The sequence below is a fragment of the Methylomusa anaerophila genome (assembly GCF_003966895.1).
GTDB classification, from domain to species: domain Bacteria; phylum Bacillota; class Negativicutes; order Sporomusales; family Sporomusaceae; genus Methylomusa; species Methylomusa anaerophila.
Genome location: NZ_AP018449.1, coordinates 2,314,618 through 2,340,200 on the forward strand (window position 1 = coordinate 2,314,618; position 25,583 = coordinate 2,340,200).

The 25,583-nt window shown below is 46.2% G+C and carries 24 protein-coding genes; 18 read left to right on the forward strand and 6 right to left on the reverse strand.

All coding sequences use genetic code 11. The features are described 5' to 3' along the window. The first annotated feature begins 55 nt into the window (after nucleotides 1–55). Nucleotides 56–2,032 (forward strand): methyl-accepting chemotaxis protein, encoded by a 1,977-nt coding sequence (locus tag MAMMFC1_RS10485; RefSeq protein WP_158618728.1) that lies wholly within the window; start codon nucleotides 56–58, stop codon nucleotides 2,030–2,032. A 108-nt stretch (nucleotides 2,033–2,140) separates the two neighbouring features. Here the strand turns inward: MAMMFC1_RS10485 and MAMMFC1_RS10490 are convergent, their stop codons facing one another. Together MAMMFC1_RS10490 and MAMMFC1_RS10495 are read right to left on the reverse strand one after the other, a co-directional pair. Further along, on the reverse strand, nucleotides 2,141–2,725 hold the full coding sequence (locus MAMMFC1_RS10490; protein ID WP_126308465.1) for a DUF2284 domain-containing protein: 585 nt from the start codon (nucleotides 2,723–2,725) through the stop codon (nucleotides 2,141–2,143). A 123-nt stretch (nucleotides 2,726–2,848) separates the two neighbouring features. Continuing rightward, nucleotides 2,849–3,523, reverse strand: coding sequence for a DUF3298 and DUF4163 domain-containing protein (locus MAMMFC1_RS10495; protein WP_158618729.1), 675 nt, complete (start codon nucleotides 3,521–3,523; stop codon nucleotides 2,849–2,851). Nucleotides 3,524–3,673: 150 nt separating this feature from the next. Between MAMMFC1_RS10495 and MAMMFC1_RS10500 the strand changes: the two genes are divergently transcribed. Next, a complete protein-coding gene (locus MAMMFC1_RS10500) occupies nucleotides 3,674–4,858 on the forward strand; it encodes an MFS transporter (RefSeq protein WP_158618730.1) in 1,185 nt (394 codons plus the stop codon). 166 nt (nucleotides 4,859–5,024) lie between these two features. On the opposite strand, the gene MAMMFC1_RS10505 is transcribed toward MAMMFC1_RS10500, so the two are convergent. Continuing rightward, entirely contained in the window at nucleotides 5,025–6,071 is a 1,047-nt protein-coding gene (locus tag MAMMFC1_RS10505; protein ID WP_126308468.1) for an HD-GYP domain-containing protein, read from the reverse strand. Nucleotides 6,072–6,861: 790 nt separating this feature from the next. On the opposite strand from MAMMFC1_RS10505, the gene MAMMFC1_RS10510 reads away from it, so the two are divergent. Further along, nucleotides 6,862–7,386, forward strand: coding sequence for a GNAT family N-acetyltransferase (locus tag MAMMFC1_RS10510; protein WP_232035768.1), 525 nt, complete (start codon nucleotides 6,862–6,864; stop codon nucleotides 7,384–7,386). Nucleotides 7,387–7,431: 45 nt separating this feature from the next. Here MAMMFC1_RS10510 and MAMMFC1_RS22355 read toward each other — a convergent pair whose 3' ends face one another. Next, the gene (locus MAMMFC1_RS22355; RefSeq protein ID WP_145987634.1) at nucleotides 7,432–7,632 is read right to left on the reverse strand and encodes a hypothetical protein; all 201 of its coding nucleotides are present in this window, start codon (nucleotides 7,630–7,632) and stop codon (nucleotides 7,432–7,434) included. A 203-nt stretch (nucleotides 7,633–7,835) separates the two neighbouring features. On the opposite strand from MAMMFC1_RS22355, the gene MAMMFC1_RS10515 reads away from it, so the two are divergent. Both MAMMFC1_RS10515 and MAMMFC1_RS10520 read left to right on the forward strand, forming a co-directional pair. Then, on the forward strand, nucleotides 7,836–8,126 hold the full coding sequence (locus MAMMFC1_RS10515) for a helix-turn-helix domain-containing protein (RefSeq protein ID WP_126308470.1): 291 nt from the start codon (nucleotides 7,836–7,838) through the stop codon (nucleotides 8,124–8,126). 171 nt (nucleotides 8,127–8,297) lie between these two features. After that, entirely contained in the window at nucleotides 8,298–8,933 is a 636-nt protein-coding gene (locus MAMMFC1_RS10520) for an N-acetylmuramoyl-L-alanine amidase family protein (RefSeq protein ID WP_126308471.1), read from the forward strand. Between the two features lie 195 nt (nucleotides 8,934–9,128). Here the strand turns inward: MAMMFC1_RS10520 and MAMMFC1_RS10525 are convergent, their stop codons facing one another. Then, nucleotides 9,129–10,490: a lipid biosynthesis B12-binding/radical SAM protein gene (locus MAMMFC1_RS10525; RefSeq protein WP_126308472.1), complete on the reverse strand. Its 1,362-nt coding sequence runs from the start codon at nucleotides 10,488–10,490 to the stop codon at nucleotides 9,129–9,131. An 831-nt stretch (nucleotides 10,491–11,321) separates the two neighbouring features. On the opposite strand from MAMMFC1_RS10525, the gene MAMMFC1_RS10530 reads away from it, so the two are divergent. The 10 genes from MAMMFC1_RS10530 to MAMMFC1_RS10575 all read left to right on the forward strand — a co-directional run bounded on the left by MAMMFC1_RS10530 (nucleotide 11,322) and on the right by MAMMFC1_RS10575 (nucleotide 20,876). Continuing rightward, the gene (locus tag MAMMFC1_RS10530; RefSeq protein WP_126308473.1) at nucleotides 11,322–12,182 is read left to right on the forward strand and encodes a methylenetetrahydrofolate reductase; all 861 of its coding nucleotides are present in this window, start codon (nucleotides 11,322–11,324) and stop codon (nucleotides 12,180–12,182) included. Nucleotides 12,183–12,674: 492 nt separating this feature from the next. After that, nucleotides 12,675–13,283 carry a TerD family protein gene (locus tag MAMMFC1_RS10535; RefSeq protein WP_126308474.1) on the forward strand — a complete coding sequence of 203 codons (609 nt, stop codon included), beginning with the start codon at nucleotides 12,675–12,677 and terminating at the stop codon, nucleotides 13,281–13,283. Nucleotides 13,284–13,393: 110 nt separating this feature from the next. Continuing rightward, nucleotides 13,394–13,972, forward strand: coding sequence for a TerD family protein (locus MAMMFC1_RS10540; protein ID WP_126308475.1), 579 nt, complete (start codon nucleotides 13,394–13,396; stop codon nucleotides 13,970–13,972). A gap of 19 nt (nucleotides 13,973–13,991) precedes the next feature. Then, the gene (locus MAMMFC1_RS10545) at nucleotides 13,992–14,564 is read left to right on the forward strand and encodes a TerD family protein (RefSeq protein WP_126308476.1); all 573 of its coding nucleotides are present in this window, start codon (nucleotides 13,992–13,994) and stop codon (nucleotides 14,562–14,564) included. Nucleotides 14,565–14,694: 130 nt separating this feature from the next. After that, nucleotides 14,695–15,321 carry a TerD family protein gene (locus MAMMFC1_RS10550; protein WP_232035769.1) on the forward strand — a complete coding sequence of 209 codons (627 nt, stop codon included), beginning with the start codon at nucleotides 14,695–14,697 and terminating at the stop codon, nucleotides 15,319–15,321. A gap of 36 nt (nucleotides 15,322–15,357) precedes the next feature. After that, a complete protein-coding gene (locus MAMMFC1_RS10555; RefSeq protein WP_126308478.1) occupies nucleotides 15,358–16,089 on the forward strand; it encodes a TerC family protein in 732 nt (243 codons plus the stop codon). A gap of 1 nt (nucleotide 16,090) precedes the next feature. Further along, nucleotides 16,091–17,269: an HpcH/HpaI aldolase/citrate lyase family protein gene (locus tag MAMMFC1_RS10560; protein ID WP_126308479.1), complete on the forward strand. Its 1,179-nt coding sequence runs from the start codon at nucleotides 16,091–16,093 to the stop codon at nucleotides 17,267–17,269. Next, nucleotides 17,232–19,730, forward strand: coding sequence for a phosphoribosyltransferase (locus tag MAMMFC1_RS10565; protein WP_126308480.1), 2,499 nt, complete (start codon nucleotides 17,232–17,234; stop codon nucleotides 19,728–19,730). Before MAMMFC1_RS10560 ends, MAMMFC1_RS10565 begins: the two co-directional genes overlap by 38 nt. Then, entirely contained in the window at nucleotides 19,730–20,545 is an 816-nt protein-coding gene (locus MAMMFC1_RS10570; RefSeq protein WP_126308481.1) for an HAD family hydrolase, read from the forward strand. Before MAMMFC1_RS10565 ends, MAMMFC1_RS10570 begins: the two co-directional genes overlap by 1 nt. Before the next feature lie 100 nt (nucleotides 20,546–20,645). After that, nucleotides 20,646–20,876, forward strand: coding sequence for a hypothetical protein (locus tag MAMMFC1_RS10575; protein ID WP_126308482.1), 231 nt, complete (start codon nucleotides 20,646–20,648; stop codon nucleotides 20,874–20,876). A gap of 330 nt (nucleotides 20,877–21,206) precedes the next feature. Here the strand turns inward: MAMMFC1_RS10575 and MAMMFC1_RS10580 are convergent, their stop codons facing one another. Continuing rightward, nucleotides 21,207–22,139 carry a substrate-binding domain-containing protein gene (locus MAMMFC1_RS10580; RefSeq protein ID WP_126308483.1) on the reverse strand — a complete coding sequence of 311 codons (933 nt, stop codon included), beginning with the start codon at nucleotides 22,137–22,139 and terminating at the stop codon, nucleotides 21,207–21,209. 354 nt (nucleotides 22,140–22,493) lie between these two features. On the opposite strand from MAMMFC1_RS10580, the gene MAMMFC1_RS10585 reads away from it, so the two are divergent. From MAMMFC1_RS10585 to MAMMFC1_RS10595, 3 genes are all read left to right on the forward strand, one after another. Further along, a complete protein-coding gene (locus tag MAMMFC1_RS10585) occupies nucleotides 22,494–23,333 on the forward strand; it encodes a polysaccharide deacetylase family protein (protein ID WP_158618731.1) in 840 nt (279 codons plus the stop codon). 21 nt (nucleotides 23,334–23,354) lie between these two features. After that, on the forward strand, nucleotides 23,355–24,293 hold the full coding sequence (locus MAMMFC1_RS10590) for a phosphodiester glycosidase family protein (RefSeq protein WP_126308485.1): 939 nt from the start codon (nucleotides 23,355–23,357) through the stop codon (nucleotides 24,291–24,293). Between the two features lie 292 nt (nucleotides 24,294–24,585). Further along, complete coding sequence (locus MAMMFC1_RS10595; RefSeq protein WP_126308486.1) at nucleotides 24,586–25,458, forward strand: hypothetical protein; 873 nt, start codon at nucleotides 24,586–24,588, stop codon at nucleotides 25,456–25,458. Nucleotides 25,459–25,583 lie beyond the last annotated feature (125 nt).

Here is a 25,583-nt window from a genome sequence, read left to right on the forward strand (position 1 = left end):
TGTAAACAATGGCGGATTATTGCCTACAAAACTTATTATACGAGGAGAGATGAGCATGAAAAGCATTCAGATGAAATTAACGGTTACGATCATAGTTATTTTCCTGGTGGCGCTTAGCACGCTTGGCGGGCTAAACTACTTTAGGGCCCGGGAAATCGTTACGGAAAATATAACCAGCGACATTCAAAAAATGGCGGCAATTTCGGCTGGGGATGTGAGTGACTGGCTGGAGATACGTAAGTCGGAAGTGAGTGTTATGTCGCTGGCGCCGGTTGTCCGGTCCGGCAACCTAGAAGCAATAGCGCCTTTCCTAAAAGATGTGGTGGCAGAGAATAAGGTTTATGATTCGATCGGTTTTATTAAACCTGACGGCACCTATATGAATTCCTCCGGCGCGACAGGCAGTCTGGCGGACAGGGAATATTTCCAGCGGGCCATCAAAGGAGAAAAGATTATTTCCAACCCGACAACGTCCAAGACGACTGGTAAAACCATGGTGCCGCTGGCCGTACCGGTGAAAAATGACGGTGCAATCATCGGCGTTCTTTACGGAACAATCAATATGGATAGTCTGACGCAGAAAATTCTCGATATCAAGGTAGGCCAGACCGGCTATGCGATGGTTACGCAGGGGGACGGTCTCAGGATAATCCATCCTGACAAAGAGACGGTGATGAAGAGCAATCCCATCAAAGACGCCAATGCCGACCCAGCTCAGCGCCAACTGACCGAATTAATGGTCAAAGGGGAAAAAGGACTGCTGGCCCTGAAATCCTCCGATGGGGTTGTCAAATATTACAGCTACGCGCCTGTTCCCGGAACCGCATGGTCGCTGGCCATTTGTGTCCCGGCCGATGAAGTGACCGGGATCGTTGCCTCCCTTACCGTCATTTCGCTTGTGACCATCATTGTCGTCCTGCTGGTTGCGGCTGTGCTCATCGCCTGGTTCGCCCGCCGCATCGCGAGGCCCATTCAGACAATGGAAGCGGCGGCCAGTCAGATTGCCGGCGGCAACATTCGTCAAGTTAAGCTGGACGTCAACTCCAACGACGAGATCGGACGATTGGGACGCAGCTTCGAGCAGATGGCCGGCAACCTGCGGGATATTATAAAACAAATTCATACCGACGCCGAGCAGGTTGCGGCGGCGTCTGAGGAACTGACCGCCAGTTCGGAACAGTCGGCCCAGGCAGCCAATCAGATAGCGACTTCTATTACCGGCGTCGCCAACGGGGCTAACGAACAGCTTGTGGTGGCAAACGAGGCCACAGCGGTTGTGGACCAAATGTCCGCCAGTATCCAGCACGTGGCCGCCAATACGAACCAGGTTGCCGTACAATCATCCCAGGCGGCCGAGAAAGCCAAGGAAGGCGGCCATGCGGTGGAAAAGGCGGTTAGTCAGATGGTTCAGATTGAGGATACTGTCAACACTTCCGCCAAGGTGGTGGCTAAGCTCGGCGAACGCTCAAAGGAAATCGGCCAAATTGTCGATACCATCGCAGGTATTGCCGGCCAGACCAACCTGCTGGCGCTTAATGCGGCCATCGAGGCGGCGCGGGCTGGAGAGCAGGGCCGGGGCTTTGCAGTAGTCGCGGAAGAGGTAAGAAAGCTGGCCGAGCAGTCCCAGGAAGCGGCCAAGAAAATCGCCGAACTGATCGGGGAAATACAAGGCGATACCGCCAAGGCTGTCGCGGCTATGGATGACGGCACGCGGGAAGTAAAGACCGGGGCCGAAGTAGTTAACGCCGCCGGCGTTGCGTTTAGGGAAATCGTGGAATTAGTGTCTCAGGTTTCAGCCCAGGTAAGGGAAATTTCGGCGGCCATCCAGCAAATGGCTTCCGGCAGCCAGCAGATTGTTGACTCGGTCAAAAAGATCGACGCCTTCAGCAGGTCATCGGCGGGCGAGGCCCAGAGCGTCTCGGCGGCTACCGAGGAGCAACTGGCCTCCATGGAGGAAATCGCAGGTTCTAGCGAAGCTTTGGCAAAACTTGCGCAGGAACTTCAGGCGACCGTGGCCAAATTCCGCGTTTAGCAAGAGTTGACTTGTTAACAGATGCATGACGTTTTATTTCAGTTTTCGTAAACACAAAAACACAGCCTGCCTGGCAGTGGCAGGACTGTGTTTTTTACTGTAAAAATGCTATATTTTTAAATTATCCAGCCTGTTTCCCAATGACTGTTTGGTTAACAGCGCGTGTATTAGGGTGTAGTATTCCGGCAGGCTGTCTTTGGACCATTTTAATTCGATTCCCAATAAATCAGTTGTAATTGTAGTGAGATCAAACCCGAGAGATTCCAGGGAATGGCGCATTTTTTCCGGATGCCGGCAGGGTAGGGTATCGCGTCTCGCACAGCGGTCGCAAAGGTGGCAGCCACCGGAAGCCAGACTGACACTGCCGGGTATTTGCTGTTCCAGGGCCAGCAGGGTATCGGCCAGTTTGGTTTTTACCTCCCGTAATGTACTCATGGTAATCTCTTTGATTTTCTCAGCGGTATTGGCGGCCTTAATGGTTGCCGGCTCATAAATTATTTTGACGCCAACAACATAAATATAGTTGAAATCGCGGAGAAATTGTTTGACATCCAGTTGCAGCGGCGGGCAGGACCAAAGGTTGTTATAATTGTGACATTCTTTGCAAAAAACCATAAAATTTTCCTGTTGCTGGTATTTGCAGATGAAGTCCTGCAGGGCTGCCGAATTTGTGCAGGTAAAAGTATGATACAAGGCAATTCCCTCATTTCCCTTAAAGATTTTTCCGGCCGGCGATCCCGAATCCTTGGCTGTTCAAGGCTTGTAATGCGGCTGTGGGATCTTCGCAGAAGTAGGACTGTTTTGCCGTAGTGGCGGCTAGGGAACCGCCTGGCGGACTTCCGGCATTAATAGATCGGCAATGTCCGCCAGGGGAATGGGGAATTTCAGGAACCCATAAACATACGGCGTATATTCATACAATTGATAGTACACAACAAGGGCGGCCGGCGTGAGATAAAATTCCTGCCCGCTTTCCTTGATGCCGTCATAGGGGGTAATGAAGGTAATTTGCTTCTCATTGATTTGTTTGTGGATGATGGCGTTAATACGGGAGCGGTAATCGCTGTCCGGGCTGAATAATTCACTGAATTGATACAGACGGCCGGTTTTTAGGTTGACTGTAAAAGCCTTCAGATAAGTCATCGGGTGGGCGGCCCGCGGCGGGGAAACAAACTCGGTAACGGTAAGACTGAGAATATTGTTCTTGTTAAAACCCACCCGGTAATCCACTTGTACCGAGGCGCCGGATCCCTCAACGCTGCCGGTAAACCGATCCAGTTCCTGCTGAAAATATTGATTAAGCTGATTTTGCACGGCGCTGTCAGGCAAATCTTCAATATGAGGCCAAACCGTCTGGCTGGTCAAAATGGTAACATCCCGGGGCAAGACATTGGCATAAACAGGCTGGGTGGAAAGTTTGTACAAGCGGTATCCGCCGCCGGCCAAAGCCACCAAGAACACAATGCAAAGCACATATTTCACTATTTTCACAGACAGCCACCTTCCTTTATCCTCAAAAAACCTATATTATTTAGTATACAGGAATATTTTATATTTTGCAGGGAACAGGAAAAATATTCTAACGGTCAACCCAGGCAGTACCTGCTTTGTTTTGGCGAAAGAGGAGATGGTATTTACAAAATGAGCCAGTTTAAGTTGCTATCCAAGAATTTTATTTGTATTTGTCTTTCCAGCTTTCTGTATTTTGGCAGTTTTTATTTGCTGTTGCCTGTATTGCCGCAGTTTGTGGCCAGTTTGGGCGGCACAACCAGTCAGATTGGTTTGGTAACCGGCTTTTTTACGATGGTATCGGTGCTAATTCGGCCGTATTGCGGTAAACTCGCCGACAAATATGGCCGGAAAAAACTGCTGCTGTTCGGGGCCGGGCTTTTTGCGCTGCTGTTTTTCTTCTATGACCGGATTCAGGCCGTGGTGCCGCTTTATTTATTGAGAATACTGCATGGCGTTGCGCATGGCAGTTACCTGGCGGCCGCTTACGCGTATGTTGCCGATCTGGCTCCAGTCGAGCGGCGGGGCGAAGTCATGGGTATCTATGGCGCGGCCAATGTGCTGGCCATGGCGCTGTTTCCCGCCTGGGGCAGTTCACTTATAACCGGCAGTCAGGATTTCTCAACCCTGTTTATGGTTGCCATAGCTACCGCGGCGGCCGGTTTCCTGGCGGTCGCCGGTATTGATGAGCGGAAACCGTCAGAAGAAGGCCCGCCCAATGTCAGTATTCTGGCCGTAATCCGCCTGCGGGCGGTGCTGGTGGCTTCGCTCACATTATTTGCCGCCGCGACGGTGTACGGCGCGGTTATTACCTTTTTGCCGGTATACGCGCCCGGACGGGGAATCGTCCAGGTCGGGATATTTTTTACAACCTATGCGGCCTTTACTTTGATCAGCCGGATAGTTGCCGGCAAGCTGTCAGACCGTTTCGGGCGGCGCGCCGTAATTCTCCCCTGCCTGACGTTTGTGGCCATTGCGGCCTTTTTGTTGCCGTTTTTGCAGGGAATCTACGGCTTGGCGTTTATTGGTGGTTTGTTTGGCTTTGGTTTTGGCGCCTTTATGCCTGCTTTGAACGCGTTCGTCGTGGATGAGGTTTCACCCCGGGAACGGGCCAGCGCGCTGGCTGTTTTTACTTCCTTCATGGATGTGGGGATTACAACCGGGGCGGTCGTTTTAGGGATTATCGGTGAACTTAGAGGCTATGCCGTCATGTTTGGCCTTGGCGGTGTGGTTGTTGTTCTGGGGATCTTATTATTTGCCGTCGGCGCCCGGGCGTCTTATTTACAAAAAAAAACGGCTGATAGTGCCGGACCGTGAAAATGAACGTGAGTCGGGGGACGGTTCTTCGACTCATATTAATATGAGCATTAGGGCTCTAAAGCTAATGCCACCAGTGAATCTGAGAACCGTGCTCCTGAGTCAGATTGTCATCACCCGGCTTGACTGATAATAATATCCTCTTTAATGCTGCAATGTCCTGTATTTACAGGATTTCCTTAATAAATACGGTTAACTCTTTGCCTAAATTTATTTCCCTCGGGGTAGTGTACGGTTTGTTCAGATGATTATAATAAATATGAACGATCGGACGGGGGCCTAAATTTTGGCGTACATTCGCCACAACTCCGACCTCACCGGTAGATAGGCGGACTACGGAGCCGAGAGGGTAGACGGCAAGACTATTGCACATTACATTGGCAATTTCGCCGTCAAGTAGAATTCCGCCACTCCCATATAAATATTCGATTGCCTGATACCTGGGATATTTATCCCTGCATATCAAACTGTCATACCCATCACACACGGCAATAATTCTCGCACCAAGGGGAATATTGCTTCCGGATAACTGTTTGGGATAGCCTGATCCGTTCCAATATTCATGGTGGTATAGAATTAGTTCACAAATTTCTTTACGAATACCCGCTTCCTGGGCAAAATAGTAGCCATATTGCGGATGCTCCTGCCATAACTTTTCTTCCTGTTTGTTTCTTTGCGCTACTGTCAACAAGTGCGGCATCTCGCAAAGACCCACATCATGCAGGATTGCCCCTGTGCCGATGACTGTCATATTGGTTTTCCCAAGTCCCATTGCCCCTGCCACCAAAAGCGACAATGCACAGGTATTAACACAGTGGTTGTAAAGTAAGTCACTATTCATTAATTTCATTTCCGTACAAAAGCGAACTACGGCCGGATCAATTGCGATGTCTTTGGCAATGGCCTGCGCCGTCTGGGATACTCGGATCATTTCGTCGGATGTGTTGGCTTCGATGCGATTGGGTGCAAACTGAGTAATCTGGGCCAAAAGAAGGTTTTCTATTTCTCTGGAAGTAATCTTTTTTATATCGACAGTCAGGGTATATTGATCATTTATCCACACAGTTTTTACGCTCCGGGTCCGCAATAAATCAATATGGGTTTCGGTTATCTTGACCCCCTCTTTAAGGAGAAGCGTTTGGGTATGCGGGCATAGGACATTTTGGGCCAGAATCATCTCCGGATATAGTTTGGCTACCGGCAATTCTTTCATACACCTATCCCCTTTGCATTAAATATTAGTTATTCTGTAAGTTTGTCATTAGTCCCATTATTTCAACATTTTCAAGAAATATCCTGTGACTTTAGTCCTGTTTTATTGTTATTTATCGTTAAAATATGTTAACAAATCATTCGAAATATTTACATAAAATTTCCCGTCCTACAGTCATAACCTGCCTCTAAGGCAGGTTATGACTGTAGGACGGGAAGATTGTTGTATTGGGGACAAGGGGACATCCGGACACACTTGGGGATGCCGTTTTCGCACAGCCTGACGTTCCTTAATGTCCTATAGTGCCGGACCACAAAAATTATTGGGGAGCAATTTGACGAGAGTGTGACTGTGGAGTAAGGAAGGGTAACGGGAAAAATCGCTTGTCAGCGTGTGTTGGCAAGTGATTTTTTTGTATGGCTGAAAGTAAACTTGTCGGCGGGTAGGCGCCAATACCGGGTCTTAGCCAACGCTCCACCGTGTTACTTGACTTTCGCTTATGGCTAAGACCCGGTATTGGCTGGTTGGGAGACAAGGGAATTTAATCGCCCAATACAGTCAAGAATGTAGCCTTTATATTGACCTGGAAAATGAAAGTGGAGTTAAAATTAGTAATTACCACTTTACTGAGACTTACAGCAATAAAGAGATTCACTTTGACTACCATCTGCTTTTAGGCCGCTCAAATACAACCAATGCTAAGTACCTAATGGAAATGGTCGGTATTCGGTTTTAAGCTTCAAAAGCCGTGATATGCATTATATTATTTAGCAATAAAGACTTGGTTCTGTTGCTTGTTAGAAAGTTATGTTTAAGTTCCGGGAAGGGGGAAGAATATAACTTGCCTTTGTCCTGCAATCTTGTGGATGAGATGTATCCACTTTACCTAAATGTGGTGTATCGTGCCAAAGAATTCAGGACCGAACCTGTTCCCAAAAGTTTTTTCATTGCCTCTTGTGATCTTAAGGATATTCAAACCTTTGCAACGACAATTCGTGACCAGCAGGGTAAACTGTTAGCCTGCATTATCAACTTTGAGAATAATAATATACTGGTTCCCTATTACATCGGAAGGGACTATAGCGCTAATAAAGAGTATAACCTGTACTACAATATTTTATGGGAAACGATCAGTACAGGAGTAGCCAGGAAGAAAAAGGTAATTGACCTTGGACTAACTACTTATGATATTAAAAAGTGGCTTGGAGCAGAGATACAGCCTATTAAAATGTTTGTAAGGTTTAAAAGCAATGGAGTTAATAAGGTTTTAAAGTATTCGTTGCCGATGTTCCTCGAAGTTCCTCCGATACAATAACTTAACGATCTATGGAGTGAGGGTTGGCGCGGAAGAGGAGTTATTTTAGTTACATATATTTTGTTTGAACAACCGTACGTCTTCCAGCGCCGTCTCAAGTCGCATAAGAGTTTCGGTTGTATCCTTTCCCTCTTTATCTAGCCGATCAAGTTCTTCTAATAAGTTTCGAATTTTATCGCATAATTCAGTTTCTTTTTGTTCGTATTTTTGTGATTTATGCATTTTTATAATTACACCTTTTAACATAGTTGATAGTTGATAGTTGATAGCAGCAACTTAACTACTTATATCGGAAAAGTTACCCATATTATACCATATATATCTACGGATTAGAATAAAAAAGTCTAATTTAGACAGGTGTATTGGTTTAGCAACCTCCGTATAATAGACATAACGAGTATTTTTCGTTAGGAGTGTTAGTTATTAATATAGGGAGCGTTGCTAATCGAATGCGAAAAAAGGATACCGATAAATTTTTTCCGATATATAAGGAAGTCGGAAGGAGGATTGCATTTTTTCGCAATCTGCGCGGACTAAGCCAGGAAGAACTCGCCGCAAAGGTTGATATTAGTGCAAGTCATTTAAGTAAAATTGAAGCACCAAACATACAAATAAGTTTTTCCCTGGATATGCTTTTGCTAATTGCGGAGGGACTGGACGTACCTGTTGCCGCACTTTTCGCTCCAGTAGAAGCAATTAGTATTCAGTTCAAAAATCAATTCCCTAATTCAGATATGTAGCCGGCCGGATAGGCCGGTTTTCTATTTCTACGATGTGCAGATGCTGGGGACATTGACCGGTTGACTTATTAGCAGCTTGTCGACAAATCTTGCTGGGCGTAGTTGGCTGCCGGAACCTCTTTATGACTTTTAACATAATGTATAGCAAAGTGCATATTGGAGGGAATAAAAATGTTGCACTGTGATGCCTGTCATCAAAAAGACGTCGACGGATGCTGCTATGAATGTGTTGGAGTATCAAAACCATTATTGGATAAAATTGTTGTCCTCGATCCTGGTCATGGAGGTATTTATTCGGGAGGCGTACACTATGGGTTCCGGGAATCTGATATTAATCTGTCGGTCGCTCTTAAACTACGCAAAAAACTAGCCAGGTTAGGCGCTAAAGTTATTATGACGCGAACACGTGATGTTAACCTGGCCCCACCGGGCTCGACTCTTGGCGCCGATCTCCGAGCCAGAGTAGATGTTGCTAAAACCTCTGGCGCTGATATTTTCGTAAGCCTGCATGTTGACGATGTTCCCAATATCAATCTTGAAGGTCCTGCCAGTTACTTCCCGGAAGGACGTTCTTCCGGCCTTGCCTCTGCCATCCAAACTTCTTTAGTAAATGAAATCTGCACAGATGGCAATGGTGTTAGCCCAGCTAATTTTTATGTACTCGTTCATAATGATATGCCCGCAGCATTAATTGAAATGGGGTATCTATCCAATCCCGCGGAAGCATTATGCCTTATGGATAATGCCTATCAAAATCTATTAGCTGGCGGCATTTTACGGGGCATCATTAATTACTTTCAGAAATAAGTCTAATGAATAACATGAAAAATCGCCTGTCAGCGGTACTGACAGGCGATTTTTGTGTGGGCTGAAAGTAAAATTGTCGGCAGTAGGCGCCGCTACCGGGTCTTAGCCAACGCTCCACCGTGTTACTTGACTTCCGCTTATGGCTAGGACCCGGTAGTGGCTGGATTGGTGCGGCAGAGGAGAGTAAAAAAAGAATCACGCACTCGGTAAATGGATCCACAAAGACCCTTTTACCCCAAATTGTTTTCTTGGACTTTCAGCTTGTTCGCCTTCGCCTATATTCACTCCCAGGCCCGGTACAAACCAGTTGGGGTGTTTAGTTCCTTCGTCTTCAACCTTTTTGATAATGAAATCTTTAACTGCAGGCGCAATATAAAAATGAGGCGTTAATAAATCCGTTTTATCATTGATAATTCCTTCTTGAAGCGCGGTGTAATAAATAGGAGTTTTCGGATATATCCTTATCCCAACTTGCATAAAAACAGCTTTGGGATTAATCTTTTGAAGAATCTCAAAGGTGTCGGATAATGTTTCCTCTGTCTCCCCCGGACCTCCCAAAAGCATATTCGGTAATAAAGGCATATTAACTGAACCACAATCCTTAACTACCTCAAGAATTTTCTCAACGTTATAATTTTTTCCATAATGTTTTAAGACGCTATCGCTTCCGGATTCAACCCCTAAATCAATCCCGGTGCAACCAGAATCTTTATACAATAAAAGATCATCACGATTTAAATTTGCAGGACTAAAGTACGCCGTCCATTCAATTGGAATTTTTCTTTTAATAATTTCCGCCGCAATGCTGACACTGTGACTGGACGGATCATTAAACACACTGTCGGTAAAGAAAAAGTGTCGGATACCCATCGTTTCCAAATAATATTCTATTTCATTGACTACGTCAGCAGGTTCCCGTAGTTGGTACTCGGTGCCCTCGATTAACGGATAACTGCAATATATACATCGGTGCGGGCAGCCTCTTTTGGTTGTTATTCCAATAGCTCCGCCTTCATCATAATACCAGTTAAAATTAAACTGTTCATTAAGCTTTTGCAGCTTTTCCGAATGTGCTTTATTAAATTTTAAAGAAATCTGGTTACCGATAATCAGTGGACTCATGAGTAATTCCTTTTTTTCTAATTGATTAAGTTGATTAAGGAGGCTTAAAAAGCTTACTTCACCAGCTCCGACTATACCATAATCAGCTCCGGTATACGCAAGCATTTCTTGAGGCATAATGGAAAAGCCGGAGCCGCCCAAGACTATGGGGCCTGTATAATTTGCGCGTATATGTGAAATAAAACTTTTTAAACTGGGCGCAAATGCCTTATTTAGAGGATATTGAGTATTATCAAGATTTCGAAAAGCAATACTCACTGCATCAGGTTGAAATTCTTTGATCCTTTTAATGACATCTTCATCGGAAAACAAATTGCGGTCGATATATTCAACCTCATGGTCTTCGACGATAGATTTGGCCACGTAGTAGGCTCCGATTGGGAAGACAGGTTCCGGAAAACATTCTTGGTTAAATGATATCATTAATACTTTCATTGCCTAAATTCCTCCATATATTATAAATTTTTTGGAACTACGGAAAAGTTAAAGTTTAGATTACAGGTGAGTGACAACGTAACAAATTATGAGGAACCCCCCATTTAAGGTTCTTACCTTAAATGGGGGGTTCCTCAACAATCCAGTACTCTGCGTCACCTAAATACATGGATAATCTTGCAGTCTTTTTTCGTCCTGTTTCGTTGTCGTCTCCTTACATATGTCCGATATGCGCGGCTCCTCCGCCTCGCAGGACGAAAAAAATCCTTGCAACCTTATCTAATGATTTAAGTGACGCAGAGTACTAGCAGCGGCATCGGCAGCGAGAACACTCCGGCTGAAAAAACTTCGGATTTTACCATGTACCCTTGGTACCCTTGCATACGGGTGTACTAGCCAAAAAGCATACGACACCAATTGAAGTTCACGAAACTTCAATTGGTCATTTTGTCATTTGCTATATCTTTTCCTTAATTTCCATTACGCCTCCGTAGTGGAAAAAGGGAAGGAAAATTTATCCAATTAAGACTTTGTCCAACAGATGGCACGTTTATTATAACATATTTTACAGATTATACAGAAGAAGTATTTTCAAGAAATATTTTCAATATTTTTAAGTGACGCAGAGTACTAGTGCTCATCAGTCAGGGAATTGACGCACTTTTAGCCACAACTTACCTTTTTGGCAGTAAGTTATGGCTATTTTACTTAAATGATTAATAGGTGTAAAATATTGTTAGCGGTTATGATCAGAATTACCCACATTTGTGAAGGATGTTTGAAGGATGTTTTTCCGGCAAGTAAGCAAAAACTATCTTGGGAGGAAGGCCGATGCTGTTAAAAGATAAGTTAGGTAAGTCTTTTGTTTTTACCACCGAGTTAGGCGGCATAAATGGTACCGACATTGAGAAAAGTATCGCCAAAGTCAGGGAATATGCCGGCTTGGATGCAATCAACATCCATGATTGTCCGAACGCCAGACTGCGCATGAATTCCGTGATGGCAGCCGCTGTTATTAACCGGGCGACCGGTATGGAAACCATTCCCCATTTTACCTGCCGGGACCGCAGTTTACTGGGTACTCAGGCCGATCTTTTAGGCGCCCATGCCCTGGGTATTCGTTATTTGCTGCCGACAACCGGTGACAACCCACAGCATGGACCCTATAAATCATCAGGGGTGTATGATTATAACTCTGCCGAACTCATCGCCCTCATTAAAAACTTCAATGCCGGCCAAGACGCCAACGGCCAGGCGTTTCAAGGGCAGACCCAGTTTACGGTGGCGGCAACAGCCACACCGGCAGCAGCCAATCTGGCGGCTGAAATAGCTAATATGCAGAAAAAAGTCAATGCCGACGCCGACTTTTTTCAGACGCAGCCGGTTTATGACGCGGCCCAGGCCGGGGTATTCCTTGCGCAAGCCAAGGTGTTCGGCAAACCGGTGTTATTAGGGTTAATGCCTTTAAAGAGTCTGAAGATGGCCGACTTTGTCAACAAAAACGTGGCCGGCGTAACCGTTCCCCCCACAATCCTGGCGGCAATGGAACAAGGGAAGACCGGTTTCGAGGTAGCGTGTGAGTTGATTAGCCAGGTCTACCGGCAGGTGGACGGGCTGCATATATTCGGCATGGGTGATGTGGCCGTAACCAACAGGCTAGTTGCTTATACCAAGGAACTGCTGAGCCGCTAACGGCGAGAACCCTTGCATAGAATAACACAGCTTTGTGATATTGTTGATAATAAAGAAGTATACTTCCCGGGCATGGTAAATAACCCTCTGTCAGCACCTAGGCCGCTGAAAAAGCCCTTTGATGCTAAAAAAAGGTATAGTCCCTCAAGAAAACTGAGGAGGCTGTACCTTTTTTCGCGTATCATTTACGATATCAGGAGGGACATAGGGACAAAAAACTTGTCTCTTACGTAAACATTTAGTTAACTTGCGTTAAATTGCGTTAAAAATTAGTAAATTTTAGAGGTATTTTGAGATATTTTAGCGAATTAATCTAAATTAATCAATAATAGAACAAAACCCCAAATCGTTTTCTTTTACCAAAAATCTCTATATTTCATCTGGACAAAACGGCAGCCGGACTTATAATGAAGTTAAACAATTAAAACAAATGTTTTAATTTGATTTCTTTATATTATTAATTTAATACACTATTGGGGAGAGTGGTAATATTTGACAATTGATTTACAAAAAGGCCAAAAAATCGATTTGACCAAAGGTAATGCCGGTCTTACGGAGTTAATGGCCGGCTTGGGCTGGGATCCGGCGGAGCAGTCATCCGGCGGTTTCCTGAAGGGTTTATTGGGCGGTAAAAACAAAGTGGACATTGATTGTGACTCATCGGTTCTTTTACTCAACGAACAAGGAAAATTAGCTAAAAAAGAAAACTTGATATATTTCGGGAACTTAAAAAGCGCCTGCGGCAGCGTACAGCACATGGGCGACAACCTTACCGGCGGCGGCGACGGGGACGATGAACAGGTCATGATTTACCTGAATAAAGTACCGGCGGATGTACACCGGCTGGTCTTTGTCGTTAACATTTATGACTGCCAAAACCGGAAACAGGATTTCGGCATGATAAAAAACGCCTTTATCCGGGTTGTGAACAAGTCGGACAAGCAAGAATTGGCCAGATTCAATATGAGCGATGATTACTCAGGCAAAACAGCGTTGATTGTGAGCGAAGTATACCGTTATAAAGGGGAATGGAAGTTCGCCGCGCTTGGCGAGGGAACAAATGATCCCTCCCTAAGTTCCCTGGTCCAAAGATATTGCTAACTCCTATATGGAACGTCTCGACGTTGTCGATTAACCTCAGTTAATCCTATGCCTGGATGTCAATTGCGGCATATATATGTCACAAAAATGAAAATTAGGAGGTTTTCAAAATGGCGATTAGCTTAAGTAAAGGACAAAAAGTAGACTTGACTAAAACAAATCCCGGTTTGACGAAAATTATTATCGGTCTTGGCTGGGATACGAACAAGTACGACGGCAGCAGTGATTTTGATTTGGATGCGTCCGCTTTTTTGCTTGGTGGATCAGGTAAAGTTCAAAGTGAGCAGGATTTTATTTTTTACAACAACCCGAGCGGCGCTGAAGGAGCGGTTGTACATACGGGAGATAACAAAACCGGCGCCGGCGAAGGCGATGATGAACAAATTAAGGTTGACTTGTCCAAAGTACCCGCAACGATTGAAAAAATAGACTTCACCATTACAATTCATGAAGCGGCGGAACGCAAACAAAACTTTGGCCAAGTTTCAAACGCTTATGTACGGATATTTAATGAAGTAACTGATGAAGAACTTATCCGGTATGATTTGGGCGAAGATTTTTCCGTTGAAACCGCTATTGTCGTAGCCGAACTTTACCGGCACGGCAATGAATGGAAATTTAATGCCGTCGGCAGCGGGTTCCAAGGCGGCCTGGCGGCTCTTTGCGCCAATTTTGGGCTTAATGTTTAACAATCGGAGGTTACATTAAATGTCTATCAATCTAAGTAAAGGCGAGAGAATTAATCTGTCGAAAGAAGCTCCCGGCTTGAAAAAAGTCGGTGTTGGCTTAGGCTGGGACACAAACACTACCGACACCGGCGTTGATTTCGATTTGGATGCATCGGTTTTTCTGGTCGGTGCCAACGGAAAAATCCCATCGGAAAAATACTTTGTGTTCTATAATAATCTGACATCCCCCGACGGGGCGGTGAAGCATACCGGCGACAACCGCACCGGCCAGGGGGATGGCGATGACGAAACTATTCTTGTTGATATTCCCAAGCTTGATGGAAATATTCAGGATTTAATATTTGTTGTTACCATTCATGAGGCAACTGCCAGAAAGCAGAATTTCGGACAGGTCCGCAACGCGTTCATTCGCCTTTATAATGAAGAGAACGGCAAGGAAGTTGCGAAGTATGAGTTGAATGAAGATTTTTCCCGCGAGACCGCCCTCGAGTTTGGCCGTCTTTACAAAAAAGACGGTGAATGGAGATTTCAGGCTGTTGGCCAAGGATATAATACGGGGCTGCAGGGATTTGTTGATAAGTATTATGAATAATAAGGACAAAAGAGACAAAAGACAAAAGGATATATAAGAAAGGGGGATTCCCCTTTCTTTTGGTATTGCCATTTTATGGAAAATTTTGACAAAGTGAGGGTTTATAGTGGGCTTCTTTGATAAAGTTAATATGGAAAAGAAACCACAGGCAGCGGCAACGCCGACGGCAAAAATTAATCTTAGCAAATCAGGCGACTCCCACACAATAGATTTGACCAAAAAAAGCAGCGAAATACTGGTTAACCTAAACTGGCGCACTACGCTGGAAAAGAAAAACTTTTTCGGCATGCTATCCAAAGAAAGCATTGATCTTGACTTAGGCTGCATGTATAAGCTCACCGACGGTTCGCGCGGAGTTATTCAGGCTCTGGGCAATTCTTTCGGCTCGGTGCGCTCCCATCCGTTCATCGGCCTGGATAAGGACGACCGCACCGGAACGAGCGCTGACGGTGAAAATCTGCGGTTTGCCAAACCGGAGTTGCTTGCCTTTGTCGTGGTATTTGCGTTTATTTATGAAGGCGCCCCCAACTGGGGGGCTGCGAAAGGCGTTGTCACTGTAAGTCAGCAAGGCAGTCCTGATATCGCACTGCAGCTTGACAATCCCCAAAATGGCAAGATTATGTGCGGCTTAGTTGCGATTGAGAACAAGGCGGGCAATCTTGTTATAACTAAGTTGGAAAAGTATTATGATGGACATCGGCAGCTTGATAAGGACTTTGGGTTTGGTTTTAATTGGACGGCCGGTTCCAAAAATTAATTATTATTACGGCAAAATAAGTGCGGAGGAACAGTAATGAGCGAGTTGGTCACAGGCGTCATCAGTAATTATGCACAATTTTTTAGTTTTCAAGCTTTTTGGGACGTGGTTTCAAATCCTCTGAACTTAGCGATTATCGGAACGCTAATTATTCTGGAAGGGTTACTATCGGCGGATAATGCCCTGGTATTAGCCATAATGGTTAAACATCTGCCCCAAAATCAGCAGAAGAAAGCCCTTTTCTATGGTATCTTCGGTGCATACCTGTTTCGTTTCATTGCGATCGGCTTAGGGACGTATTTAATAAAAATATGGTGGATAAAGGCTGTCGGCGCACTATATTTGTTGTGGCTTTCATTCCAATATTTCGCACTTAAAAAGAGTGACAAAGAAGATGACCCCCTGGAAGAAAAAACCTCGGCCATGGGCTTTTGGCGCACAGTTTTAGCGGTAGAGCTTATGGATATCGCCTTCAGCATGGATAGTGTTCTGGCTGCCATCGGCGTCAGCGATCAGGTATGGGTGCTCTATCTGGGAGGTATTCTCGGCGTAATGATGATGCGGGGCGTGGCTCAGCTTTTTCTTATGCTTATTGAAAAATATCCCGGTTTGGAAACAACCGCCTATGTATTAATCGGTATAATCGGAACGAAAATGATGGCTTCGGCTTTTGGTTATCATACAAGCAACGTGGTTTTCTTCGGTACTCTTGTTATCGTGTTTTTTAGTACCTTTGTTATTCATCATCTTCGCGGTGAGAACGCTTAAAATGCGGTATTTCAACTATCTTTCCGACGAACAGTTGCAGGATTTGTTTTATATGCCGCCACAATCTACAAGCGTTTCAGACAAGTCATTATTGGAATATGCCCTGGGAGCAACTTTGTATATGCCGGCCACGCGCAAAACCGTTGCCCAGGATATTGCGGCGGGTAAGCTAAAAGGCTTGACGTCAATGGTGCTTTGTTTGGAGGATGCTATCGGCGACGGAGAAGTTGTCGCTGCGGAAGAAATGATTGTTGCGCAAATCCGCCTGTTAGCTGCGGCAATCAACAAGGGAGAACTGCTGCCCGAGAGAGTCCCGCTAATATTTTTGCGCGTTCGCGATGTTCAGCAAATGGTACGAATAAGCGAACGGCTGGCGTATGACCTGGAATTACTCACAGGCTTTGTTTTCCCCAAATTCACCCCGGTAAATGGCGTTGCTTATTTTGAAGCTTTGGCAAAGATTAATCGGCGGACTTCCAAGCCGTTATACGGCATGCCCATATTAGAATCGCCGGAATACATCTATATTGAAAGCCGCTGCGAACAATTGCAGGCGGCCCAAGTCTTGCTTAATCAGTTTCGTGATCTTGTCTTAAATGTAAGAATCGGCGCCACTGATTTATGCGGTTTGTTCGGCCTGCGCCGCAGTCCTGATGAAACCATCTATGATATTGCCCTCATCAAGGACTCTATTGCGGATATAGTCAATATATTCACGCGGCCGGACAGCATGTTTGTTGTTTCCGCCCCTGTTTGGGAGTTTTTCTCCAGCGGCCGGGTTTTAAAGCCTTTGCTTCGCCAAAGCCCTTTTGTCAGGCTAGGGCGGAAAGGCGGCCAACTGAGAGATCAGTTGGTGTGCCGTTATATTGACGGTTTGATTCATGAAGTGATACTGGATAAAGCCAACGGGCTGACAGGCAAGACAATTATTCATCCCAGCCACATCAGGCCGGTTCAATCCCTGTATGTAGTAACGCACGAGGAATACATTGACGCCTTAAGTATCATCAACAATGGCAAGAATGGCAAAAGCGAGGTAGGAGTAATTGCCAGCCAATATGCCAACAAAATGAACGAAATAAAGCCTCACCTGCGCTGGGCGCAAAAAATACTGATCAAATCGCGCGTCTATGGAGTGTTCAATGAACAGCACAACTTCACAAGCTTACTCGAGGCTTAACCGCCATTATGAAATCTTAGACGATTTAAAGGTTGAAGTCAGTATAACAAGCAACCCTTATCAAATTCCGGTTGATGCGTTGTTCGGAATGGCGGCCCGACAAAATGCAAAACGCGGTTTTCTGTTTGTCAGCAAAGTGTTAGGCAAGCATATCCCTGTTCATCCGTTCATTCCTTTTGCCGGCGGAGCGGCCTTGGCCAGACGTTATGCCGAGATTATACTGGGTGATTATCACGCGGCCGGGCAGGACGATCTTGCCAATATATTTACTAAGCCGGAGCTTTGCCAATCCCAATGGGAATCGATAGCTGACAATTACATCCATCTCGCCGACCCGACATTGTTTATCGGCTTTGCCGAAACAGCCACTGCCCTTGGACATGCCATGTTCAGTTGCTTTCAGGGAGAAGCGAGGTACATTCATACTACCAGGGAAAATATACCAGACATCGGTAATTTTTTTGACTTTACCGAAGATCACAGCCATGCGCCGGAACATAGATGTTATGCGGCTGACCCTGATCTGTTTGCCGGTCAACGCACTATCGTGCTGGTTGACGACGAAATTACCACCGGCAACTCGGCGCTCAATTTGATTCGCGCTATTCACCACCGTTATTCGCATCTTAGCTTTGTAGTAGCATCACTCTTGGACTGGCGGTCACCGGAAAACCATCGGCGATTTGCTGATGTTGAGCGGGAGCTTGGGATAAATATTCAAACAGTATCGTTGCTAACCGGGCGAATAAAAGTAAACGGCAGCCCGGTAATAAAACAAACTGTCCATAGACGGCGCGACAGTTTTAGGGCAGCGGAACAAAAAGTTGACAGGATAGTGCTGCAAAGTTCGTTGGCGTTGAAAAAAGGCTCATCGGTTAATAGCCTTAATAGAGCCAATTTTACGCCCTATCTTGCGGCAACCGGCAGATTTGGCCTGAGTGCCGAGGAAAACCGGATCAATAATTTTGAACTGCAGCGAATAGGAAGGCAGTTGCGAAAACTACGGCAAGGCGCCAGAACACTCTGCCTGGGAACAGGTGAATTTATGCATGTACCCTTTGCCGTCGCCCGCTACATGGGCAATGGCGTATTTATGCAATCAACCACCCGTAGCCCCATTCACGCTGCCGACAATCCGGGCTATGCCGTCCGGCAGGCTTTGACTTTTGCCAATCATGAGGACCCGGCAATTAACAACTTCATTTATAATATCCCCGCTGGGTATTATGATGAGGTTTTCGTATTTTTGGAGCGGGAAGCATCTTACGGGCAGCTTGTGCCGATGTTTGACGCCTTAAAAAGAACAGGCATACCCCGCGTATGCTGTGTGGCGTTCGTGCCGCAGGAATTCCCCATTGCGCCACCCGCGCCAATGGGAAGCTACAATACCGCTGATGTTGTCTTCCTGCTTAAAGATATCGGTTCAATGCTGCCGGAAACGGAAACAGAAGAAAGGGAAGAAGCAATTCAAGGAGGCCGTCACTATTCGGAAATGCTGCCGAAAGAATATCGCCCGACCGAAGAGTATATAAAACTATATCATGATACCCTTACGGCAACGGCGCGAAAAGTTGCCCTGGCGGCCGGGATTGTAGCGGAACTGATCGTTAAGCTGCGAGGCGCAAACATAGTGCTGGCGTCCCTCGCGCGGGCCGGAACACCCATTGGCATATTAATTAAACGTTACTTACAGTACAAATACAAGTTTGACCTGCCGCATTACAGCATTTCCATCATCCGGGGCAAGGGAATTGATGAAAATGCTATTTTGTATATCCGCAAACAGCATCCTGAAGCGGATATTCAGTTTGTCGACGGCTGGACGGGTAAAGGAGCGATAACCAAACAATTAATTGCGGCCTGTAAATTATTTGCGATAAAATACGGCGTGACGCTTAATCCCGATTTGGCTGTTTTGGCCGATCCCGGCCATTGTGTTCCCCTGTACGGCACCAGGGAGGATTTTCTAGTTCCCAGCGCTTGTCTGAATGCGACTGTTTCCGGCTTGGTCAGCCGGACGGTTCACCGTGACGATCTCATTGGACAATATGATTTCCATGGCGCTAAATACTATCGCGAATGGGCCGGTCAGGATTTGTCCCGGCCATTTGTCGATACCATCGCCGGGTACTTGGTGGCTGTGGCGCCAGCGGCGGAAGCGCAAGCTGAAATAATGCTCAAGGAAATAACCGAACCAACCTGGGATGGTTTAAAAAACATCCAGGCAATTCAAAACAGCTTCGGTATACAGGATATTAACTTAATTAAACCGGGGGTCGGCGAAACCACCAGGGTGTTATTGCGGCGCGTTCCCTGGCGTATTCTGGTCGACTCCGTTAAGAATCCAAATTTGAAACATATCTTGATGCTGGCCGGCGAACGCAGCGTACCGGTTGAGGAATGGCCGGGCCTTCCCTATTCGTGTTGCGGCTTGATAAAGCCTGTCGGGGGAGATAACTGATGCTTTTTGCCAGTGATCTTGATCAAACTCTTATTTACTCGCAGTCTTCATTTAGACTAGCACCGGGAGCAATACCGCCAGCGTTAAATCTGGTCGAAATACATGAAGGCCGCGAAATATCATACGTGGCGAATAGCGTGGCGTTGCGGCTGCAAAGATTGTTGGACAATGTTTGTTTTGTCCCGGTAACCACACGGACAATCGAACAATACCGGCGAATATCGTTGTTTAGGCGTGATTTCACGCCTGATTACGCCATTGTGTGCAATGGCGGCCATATTTTAGTCCGTGGTAATCCCGACGAAGCATGGAACCGCCAAGTTAGGGCGAATATGGAACAATTTTGCGCAGACAGAAGCCTCATTCTGGCCAGATTCGGTGAACTGCAACATGAATCCTGGATTCAGTCAAGCCGCACGGTGGATAGGTTGTTCGATTACTTTATTGTTGAGCGGGCAACAGTGCCGGCAGCGGAATTAAATTCTTTCACCGAATGGGCTGAACAACAAAACTGGCGTGTCTCCCTCCAAGGGAGAAAGCTCTATTTTGTCCCCAAAGTAGTAAATAAGTGGGATGCTGTGGCTCATGTGCGCAATTTGACCGGGCGAACCAGGATAGCCGCGGCGGGCGATTCGCTCCTTGATCTGTGCATGCTTGAGCAGGCCGACTTTGCCATAGCACCATGCCATGGCGAAATATGGGAGCATCACTCTGACGGCAGGTTGGTAATGGTAAATATACGTTTCACCAAACAACAAGGCATATATGCCGCCGATGAAATTCTCGATTTTATTTTCGAGTCAGCAGGAAAATAGCGATATGAGACTGCGATTAGCTTAGATGGTATATCGACCTAATCTATTGCCTACGAATATTCATGTAACTTATTCGTATAATAGCAATAGAGGTGGCGGTATGAAAACAACTGACAAAAAGGCCGGTTTTAGCCTGCAGGCGTTGCCGCTTTTTCTTTTTTTCGGTTTTCATGTGGTTATCGGCGTAGCGGCAGCAATCGCAGGCGTCTTTGTTATTGCAAACCAGGGGATATTATATGCCGGCCTGGGTTTGATAGGGGCGGCAATCTTTGCTTTAACAAATGCGGTCGAGGGATTTATCGAACTGTTTATGGGGCAGGGGACAGGTTAGATTATTTTCTAAAGCAAGAATATATTGAACTTCCCCGGGGCCAGTGACCTTGGCATACTACACATAGTTATTCCTGGTTGCTTATACCAAGGAACTGCTGAGCCGCTAACGGCGAGAGGGCCCTCCAGAGGATGACACAAGCCTTGCAATATTGTTGATATAAAAGTATGTTTCCCGGCGCATGTAAAAAACCTCTGCCAGCAGCAAGGCCGCTGAAAAAACCCTTTGATGCGAAAAAAGGTACAGTCCCTCAAGAAAACTGAGGAAGCTGTACCTTTTTTTCGCGTATAATTTAAGATGTCAGGAAGGACAAAGAGATGCGCAAAATACTTATACTTCAGCAATAATTTCCCCTGTCCGGGATATATCATAGCCGCTCATGCCGGCAATTTCATTGCGGAATGTGGTTGACCGCAGCACGTCCAGCAAAGACCTGAACTGGGGCTTGTCCATGTCTTCTTTACGGATCACCAAATCATACCGTTCTTTTTGCATGGGGATGAAGTCAATATCCTTTACCTGCAGAGCGATCTTTTCGGTCCCTACGCCCACATCAGCCTCGCTGCGCGCCACACAACTGGCAACAGCCAAATGGCTCGTCTCTTCCCGGTCATAACTATCGATCTGCCGGCTGTCAATTCCGAGAACCCGCAGTTTTTCATCAATCAGCACCCGCGTGCCTGAACCCCGCTCCCGGTTGACAAACCGCACACCGGATTTGGTGAGATCCAGCCAGTCCCGGATATTCTTCGGATTACCCTTGGCCACATAGAAGCCTGACATACGGTACACCAGATTGATTATCACCGTCTTATGACCAGGCAGCATGCGCCGTACATAGGGAATGTTGTATTCGCCGGAGTCACTGTCCCACAAATGAGCCGTCACAGCGTTGGCCGTTCCCCGATATAGGGCGCCCAATCCATCCAGGCTGCCGCAGTAATTACGCAAAAAATGCAGGTTGGGCATTTTTTTTTCCATATGACGGGTTAAGGCATCCAGAATTGCATCTTGCCCACAGACAATCAGTCCCTCGCTGGTGCAAAAAAGAGCTTCCGCGCGCCTGTCCGTTGCTGTTACTGCCGGCTGATTCCCTTTGGTTTTACTTTTATATATTTCCAAATCGCTCGCTTCTACCCGTACCTTGCGTCCAACACGGTAACCGGTCAGTTCGCCGCGCTTAATCAGTTCGTATACTGTAAAGCGGGAAATCTTGAGAATCTTGGCCACTTCTTCCGGCGTATACGATACATCTTCCGCCATGTTTTCACCTCATAACAGGAACATCCTGAACTCCTATTTTATTATATCACTCATTATATCATATTAGTTCATTATATCATATCAATATCAATATCATATCATGTCATAGCCGCCATACGCTAAAAAAATATGGAACTTGTTTGGAATTTATTGTATCATGGAAATGCATATCAACAAAAAGTAAAGGTGGTGCTTAAATTTCCGCACGAATTACCTCACTTTATGGCGGAAAAAAATTTTAATATATAAATACTTTGGTTTTACGCAGGGACTTTGCCGATGTGTGTAGAAAATGCTTGAAAACAATATTATTATTGGTGACTATTATTGACAAAAAGGGCAAAAATGACAAAAATGCATAAGAAGCTGTTATGTGGCCTGCTGCTGGTTATTGCAGGCGGAATATGGTATTATTTCGGGCTGGTTCAGGAGATGGCCAAGGGGCAAAATCCAGCCGGCGCATCTGTAAGCCAAACCCCGGCAAACGCTTTGCCTAAGGCTGGGCCGGACAAGGCTGTCGCGTTGCCTGCGGGCATTCCGGTATTAATGTACCATAGTATTAGTAACGAACCTGATAATGATGCCGTAATATCCCCAAAACTTTTTAAAGAACAGATGCAGTTCCTCTATAAAAATCAATACACACCCATTTCGCTGGATCAACTGTATTCCTATTTAAACGGCGGCAGGGATTTACCGGCCAAACCGGTAGTGATTACATTTGATGACGGGTACCGGGACACCTACGAAATTGCTTATCCTGTCCTTAAGCAATACGGTTTCATAAGTGTCTTATTTATTCCCGCAAGTGAGATCGGTCAGCGCCTAAGCGCTGCCGAACTGGCCGAGATGAAAGCCGCCGGCATGGAAATCGCCTCCCACAGCTATACGCATCGTGACTTAAGCACCTTATCCCGGCAAGAACAATTGGCGGAGATTGTGAAGTCCAAGGAAGTCCTGGACCGTTTGCTCAGTCAGGACACCCGGCACTTCTGCTATCCATATAGCGGGTATGATCCGGCTACGTTAGAAATTTTAAAGGAAAAGGGGTTTAAGCTGGCTGTTACAACTACCCCCGGCTGGGCCCGGCCAGGGGATGATTTCCTGCTTATAAAAAGGATCTGGATGGGAAACAGTGTAGACCTGTCCCGGTTTGAGGAAAGATTGACCCGGGAAAACTATTCCATACTATAGCTATAATAAAGGGGACGAGTAATGACCAGTATTTATTTTCGTTTTCTCATAGCGAATTTGCTCATTCTGGTTCTCACCGCGCCGCTTATCACGTTGTTTGGACCGTTCACCAACATCAAACGCAGCGTGATTGGCGCTATTATGACTTCACGGCATCCGTATTATATTACTTGGCTGTTTTCCGAACAGGAAATTAAGGCTCTTCTGGGCAGCAACGTTAGCTCCGATTCCAGTCAACGGCAGGACGTAGTTCACTTTACGAAACGGCAGGACGACTCTTTACGGCTGATTAATATTACAAGTTCGCGTTTTCAGGGAATGCTGCTGGAAGTGCCTGACCCTTTAAGGGTTCAGGTGGCAACTGCCCGCGATATGCGGGAAAAAGGCGACACGGTGAGCGCTATTGCGCTGAGCAATAATGCTATTGCCGCCATCAACGCCGGCGGCTTTTATGACCCGGAAGGGGTAGGCACGGGCCGGCTGCCTTACGGAGTTATTGTTCAAGAAGGGAAGTTTGTGGTTGGCGGCGATATCAAAGAAGAGATCGATCTCGTTGGCCTCACCAAATCCGGCTCGCTGGTAGCCGGCAAATATACTCCTGCTGAGATGCGAAAAATGGACTTGCAGGAGGGGGTTACCTTTGGTCCGCCAATTATAATTAACGGTAAAAAACTGATCACCCAAGGCGACGGCGGCTGGGGAGTTGCTCCCCGGACAGCCATCGGACAAAAACGGGACGGCACCATACTGCTGCTGGTTATCGACGGCCGCCAGCCAAGTTACTCCCTGGGAGCAACACTGTTAGACGTACAAAATATCCTGTACGAACAGGGTGCATACGTCGCGGCCAATCTGGACGGGGGTTCCAGTACCACAATGTTTTACAACGGCAAGGTTGTCAATAAACCTTGTGACATGCTGGGGGAGCGGATGATCCCCACAGCCTTTATCGTGAAATGATTAGGATTCAGGTTACCAAATGCTTCGAACTGCTTAGAAAGGGTCAGATGCTAGGCACGACGAGGACCGGAACGGAGGCGTACTGGGGGTCCGCACAGACTACTTAGGAAAAGGCTAACTAGGCCAGAACGGTTGGAGTGAGGACCGCAGGAGCACGATTCTGATTTCGTTTGTATTATCAACGCAAGTCAACTTGTCGCAGATAACAGCAACGCAGATGGTGCGGCGACGCAGCATGGCGGTTTATAAGCAGTTCCCAACTTAAGGTGAATAGTTGGAGGGAGGATGACACTTGGCTTTTTTCACAGGATGGCGGTTAACAAACCGCGGCAGATTTATTGTTTGCCTGCTCTTGACCTTGCTGCTGCAGGGAAGTATCTATTGGTACCTTGATCAGATACTTTTGGCTCCTGCCTCTTCCTTTCAGGTGAGCGCCGCCAGCGCCGAGCAAACTATCATTAGCGGCAAGGCTTATTATTCCCGGGACCGCCGTTATATGGCGGTTGTAAAAGCCGGCAGCATTGAAATTTACAGTATGCCTGACAAGAAACTGGTTCGCAGCTACGAGACAGGCAAGGAACAGGTTTCTTATTTCAAATGGCTGGAGGACCGGGATCTGGCTTTGGTGGGGCTGTATTATGATGTTGACAAGGACAACGGACGTGTTGTCTTAAGTCAACTCAACCCGTTGGCAGATGAATATCAGCTTTCCACAACCATTGATAAGCTGGCGTCCGGCAGCAAAATTACCGATGTGGCCTATTCAACCGCTACCAATGTTATCTACATACAAGTTCAGGTTGCGGACAAACCGGCCGCTTACCGTGTATACCGCACAGACGCCAATCACGATTTGACAAGAATATATCTTGCCTCCAGCCGCGTTGGCCGGATCGCCGTGCTCTATGACGAAGATTCCCTGATATATGATAATCTGGAAGACGACACAGTTCTTCTCCGGCAGGGAAACGGCAGCTGGCGAGTAATTTCTCCCCCTGGTGATAAATTCCGTTTGCTTACTGTTGACAGTACAAACAACATATACATTGCCCGCTTGAATAAAGAAGGATTAGCGGAAGAAGTCTATAAAGGCAGGCTGAAAGTAGGTTTTTTCCACTACAAAACCCTGCAGACCCCGTTGAATGTCAACGACGTTAAAATTTGACGTTAAAATTGATGTTGAAATTTAATAATGTTAAAATTTAATGAACTCTATAATAAAGGTAACCGGGCGGCTGAAAAGCCGCTCTTATTTTATAATGTTAAACTGTTCTTTACAGTGTTTGCGGT

Bases quoted from the DNA above. Each gene is read 5' to 3' on its own strand.
- MAMMFC1_RS10555 (WP_126308478.1), top strand. From the start codon at position 15,358: ATGAGCGAGTTGGTCACAGGCGTCATCAGTAATTATGCACAATTTTTT.
- MAMMFC1_RS10515 (WP_126308470.1), top strand. From the start codon at position 7,836: ATGCGAAAAAAGGATACCGATAAATTTTTTCCGATATATAAGGAAGTC.
- MAMMFC1_RS10530 (WP_126308473.1), top strand. From the start codon at position 11,322: ATGCTGTTAAAAGATAAGTTAGGTAAGTCTTTTGTTTTTACCACCGAG.
- MAMMFC1_RS10570 (WP_126308481.1), top strand. From the start codon at position 19,730: ATGCTTTTTGCCAGTGATCTTGATCAAACTCTTATTTACTCGCAGTCT.
- MAMMFC1_RS10505 (WP_126308468.1), bottom strand. From the start codon at position 6,071: ATGAAAGAATTGCCGGTAGCCAAACTATATCCGGAGATGATTCTGGCC.
- MAMMFC1_RS10545 (WP_126308476.1), top strand. From the start codon at position 13,992: ATGTCTATCAATCTAAGTAAAGGCGAGAGAATTAATCTGTCGAAAGAA.
- MAMMFC1_RS10550 (WP_232035769.1), top strand. From the start codon at position 14,695: ATGGAAAAGAAACCACAGGCAGCGGCAACGCCGACGGCAAAAATTAAT.
- MAMMFC1_RS10485 (WP_158618728.1), top strand. From the start codon at position 56: ATGAAAAGCATTCAGATGAAATTAACGGTTACGATCATAGTTATTTTC.
- MAMMFC1_RS10525 (WP_126308472.1), bottom strand. From the start codon at position 10,490: ATGAAAGTATTAATGATATCATTTAACCAAGAATGTTTTCCGGAACCT.
- MAMMFC1_RS10500 (WP_158618730.1), top strand. From the start codon at position 3,674: ATGAGCCAGTTTAAGTTGCTATCCAAGAATTTTATTTGTATTTGTCTT.
- MAMMFC1_RS10580 (WP_126308483.1), bottom strand. From the start codon at position 22,139: ATGGCGGAAGATGTATCGTATACGCCGGAAGAAGTGGCCAAGATTCTC.
- MAMMFC1_RS10540 (WP_126308475.1), top strand. From the start codon at position 13,394: ATGGCGATTAGCTTAAGTAAAGGACAAAAAGTAGACTTGACTAAAACA.
- MAMMFC1_RS10585 (WP_158618731.1), top strand. From the start codon at position 22,494: ATGCATAAGAAGCTGTTATGTGGCCTGCTGCTGGTTATTGCAGGCGGA.
- MAMMFC1_RS10575 (WP_126308482.1), top strand. From the start codon at position 20,646: ATGAAAACAACTGACAAAAAGGCCGGTTTTAGCCTGCAGGCGTTGCCG.
- MAMMFC1_RS10565 (WP_126308480.1), top strand. From the start codon at position 17,232: ATGAACAGCACAACTTCACAAGCTTACTCGAGGCTTAACCGCCATTAT.
- MAMMFC1_RS10560 (WP_126308479.1), top strand. From the start codon at position 16,091: ATGCGGTATTTCAACTATCTTTCCGACGAACAGTTGCAGGATTTGTTT.
- MAMMFC1_RS22355 (WP_145987634.1), bottom strand. From the start codon at position 7,632: ATGTTAAAAGGTGTAATTATAAAAATGCATAAATCACAAAAATACGAA.
- MAMMFC1_RS10520 (WP_126308471.1), top strand. From the start codon at position 8,298: ATGTTGCACTGTGATGCCTGTCATCAAAAAGACGTCGACGGATGCTGC.
- MAMMFC1_RS10590 (WP_126308485.1), top strand. From the start codon at position 23,355: ATGACCAGTATTTATTTTCGTTTTCTCATAGCGAATTTGCTCATTCTG.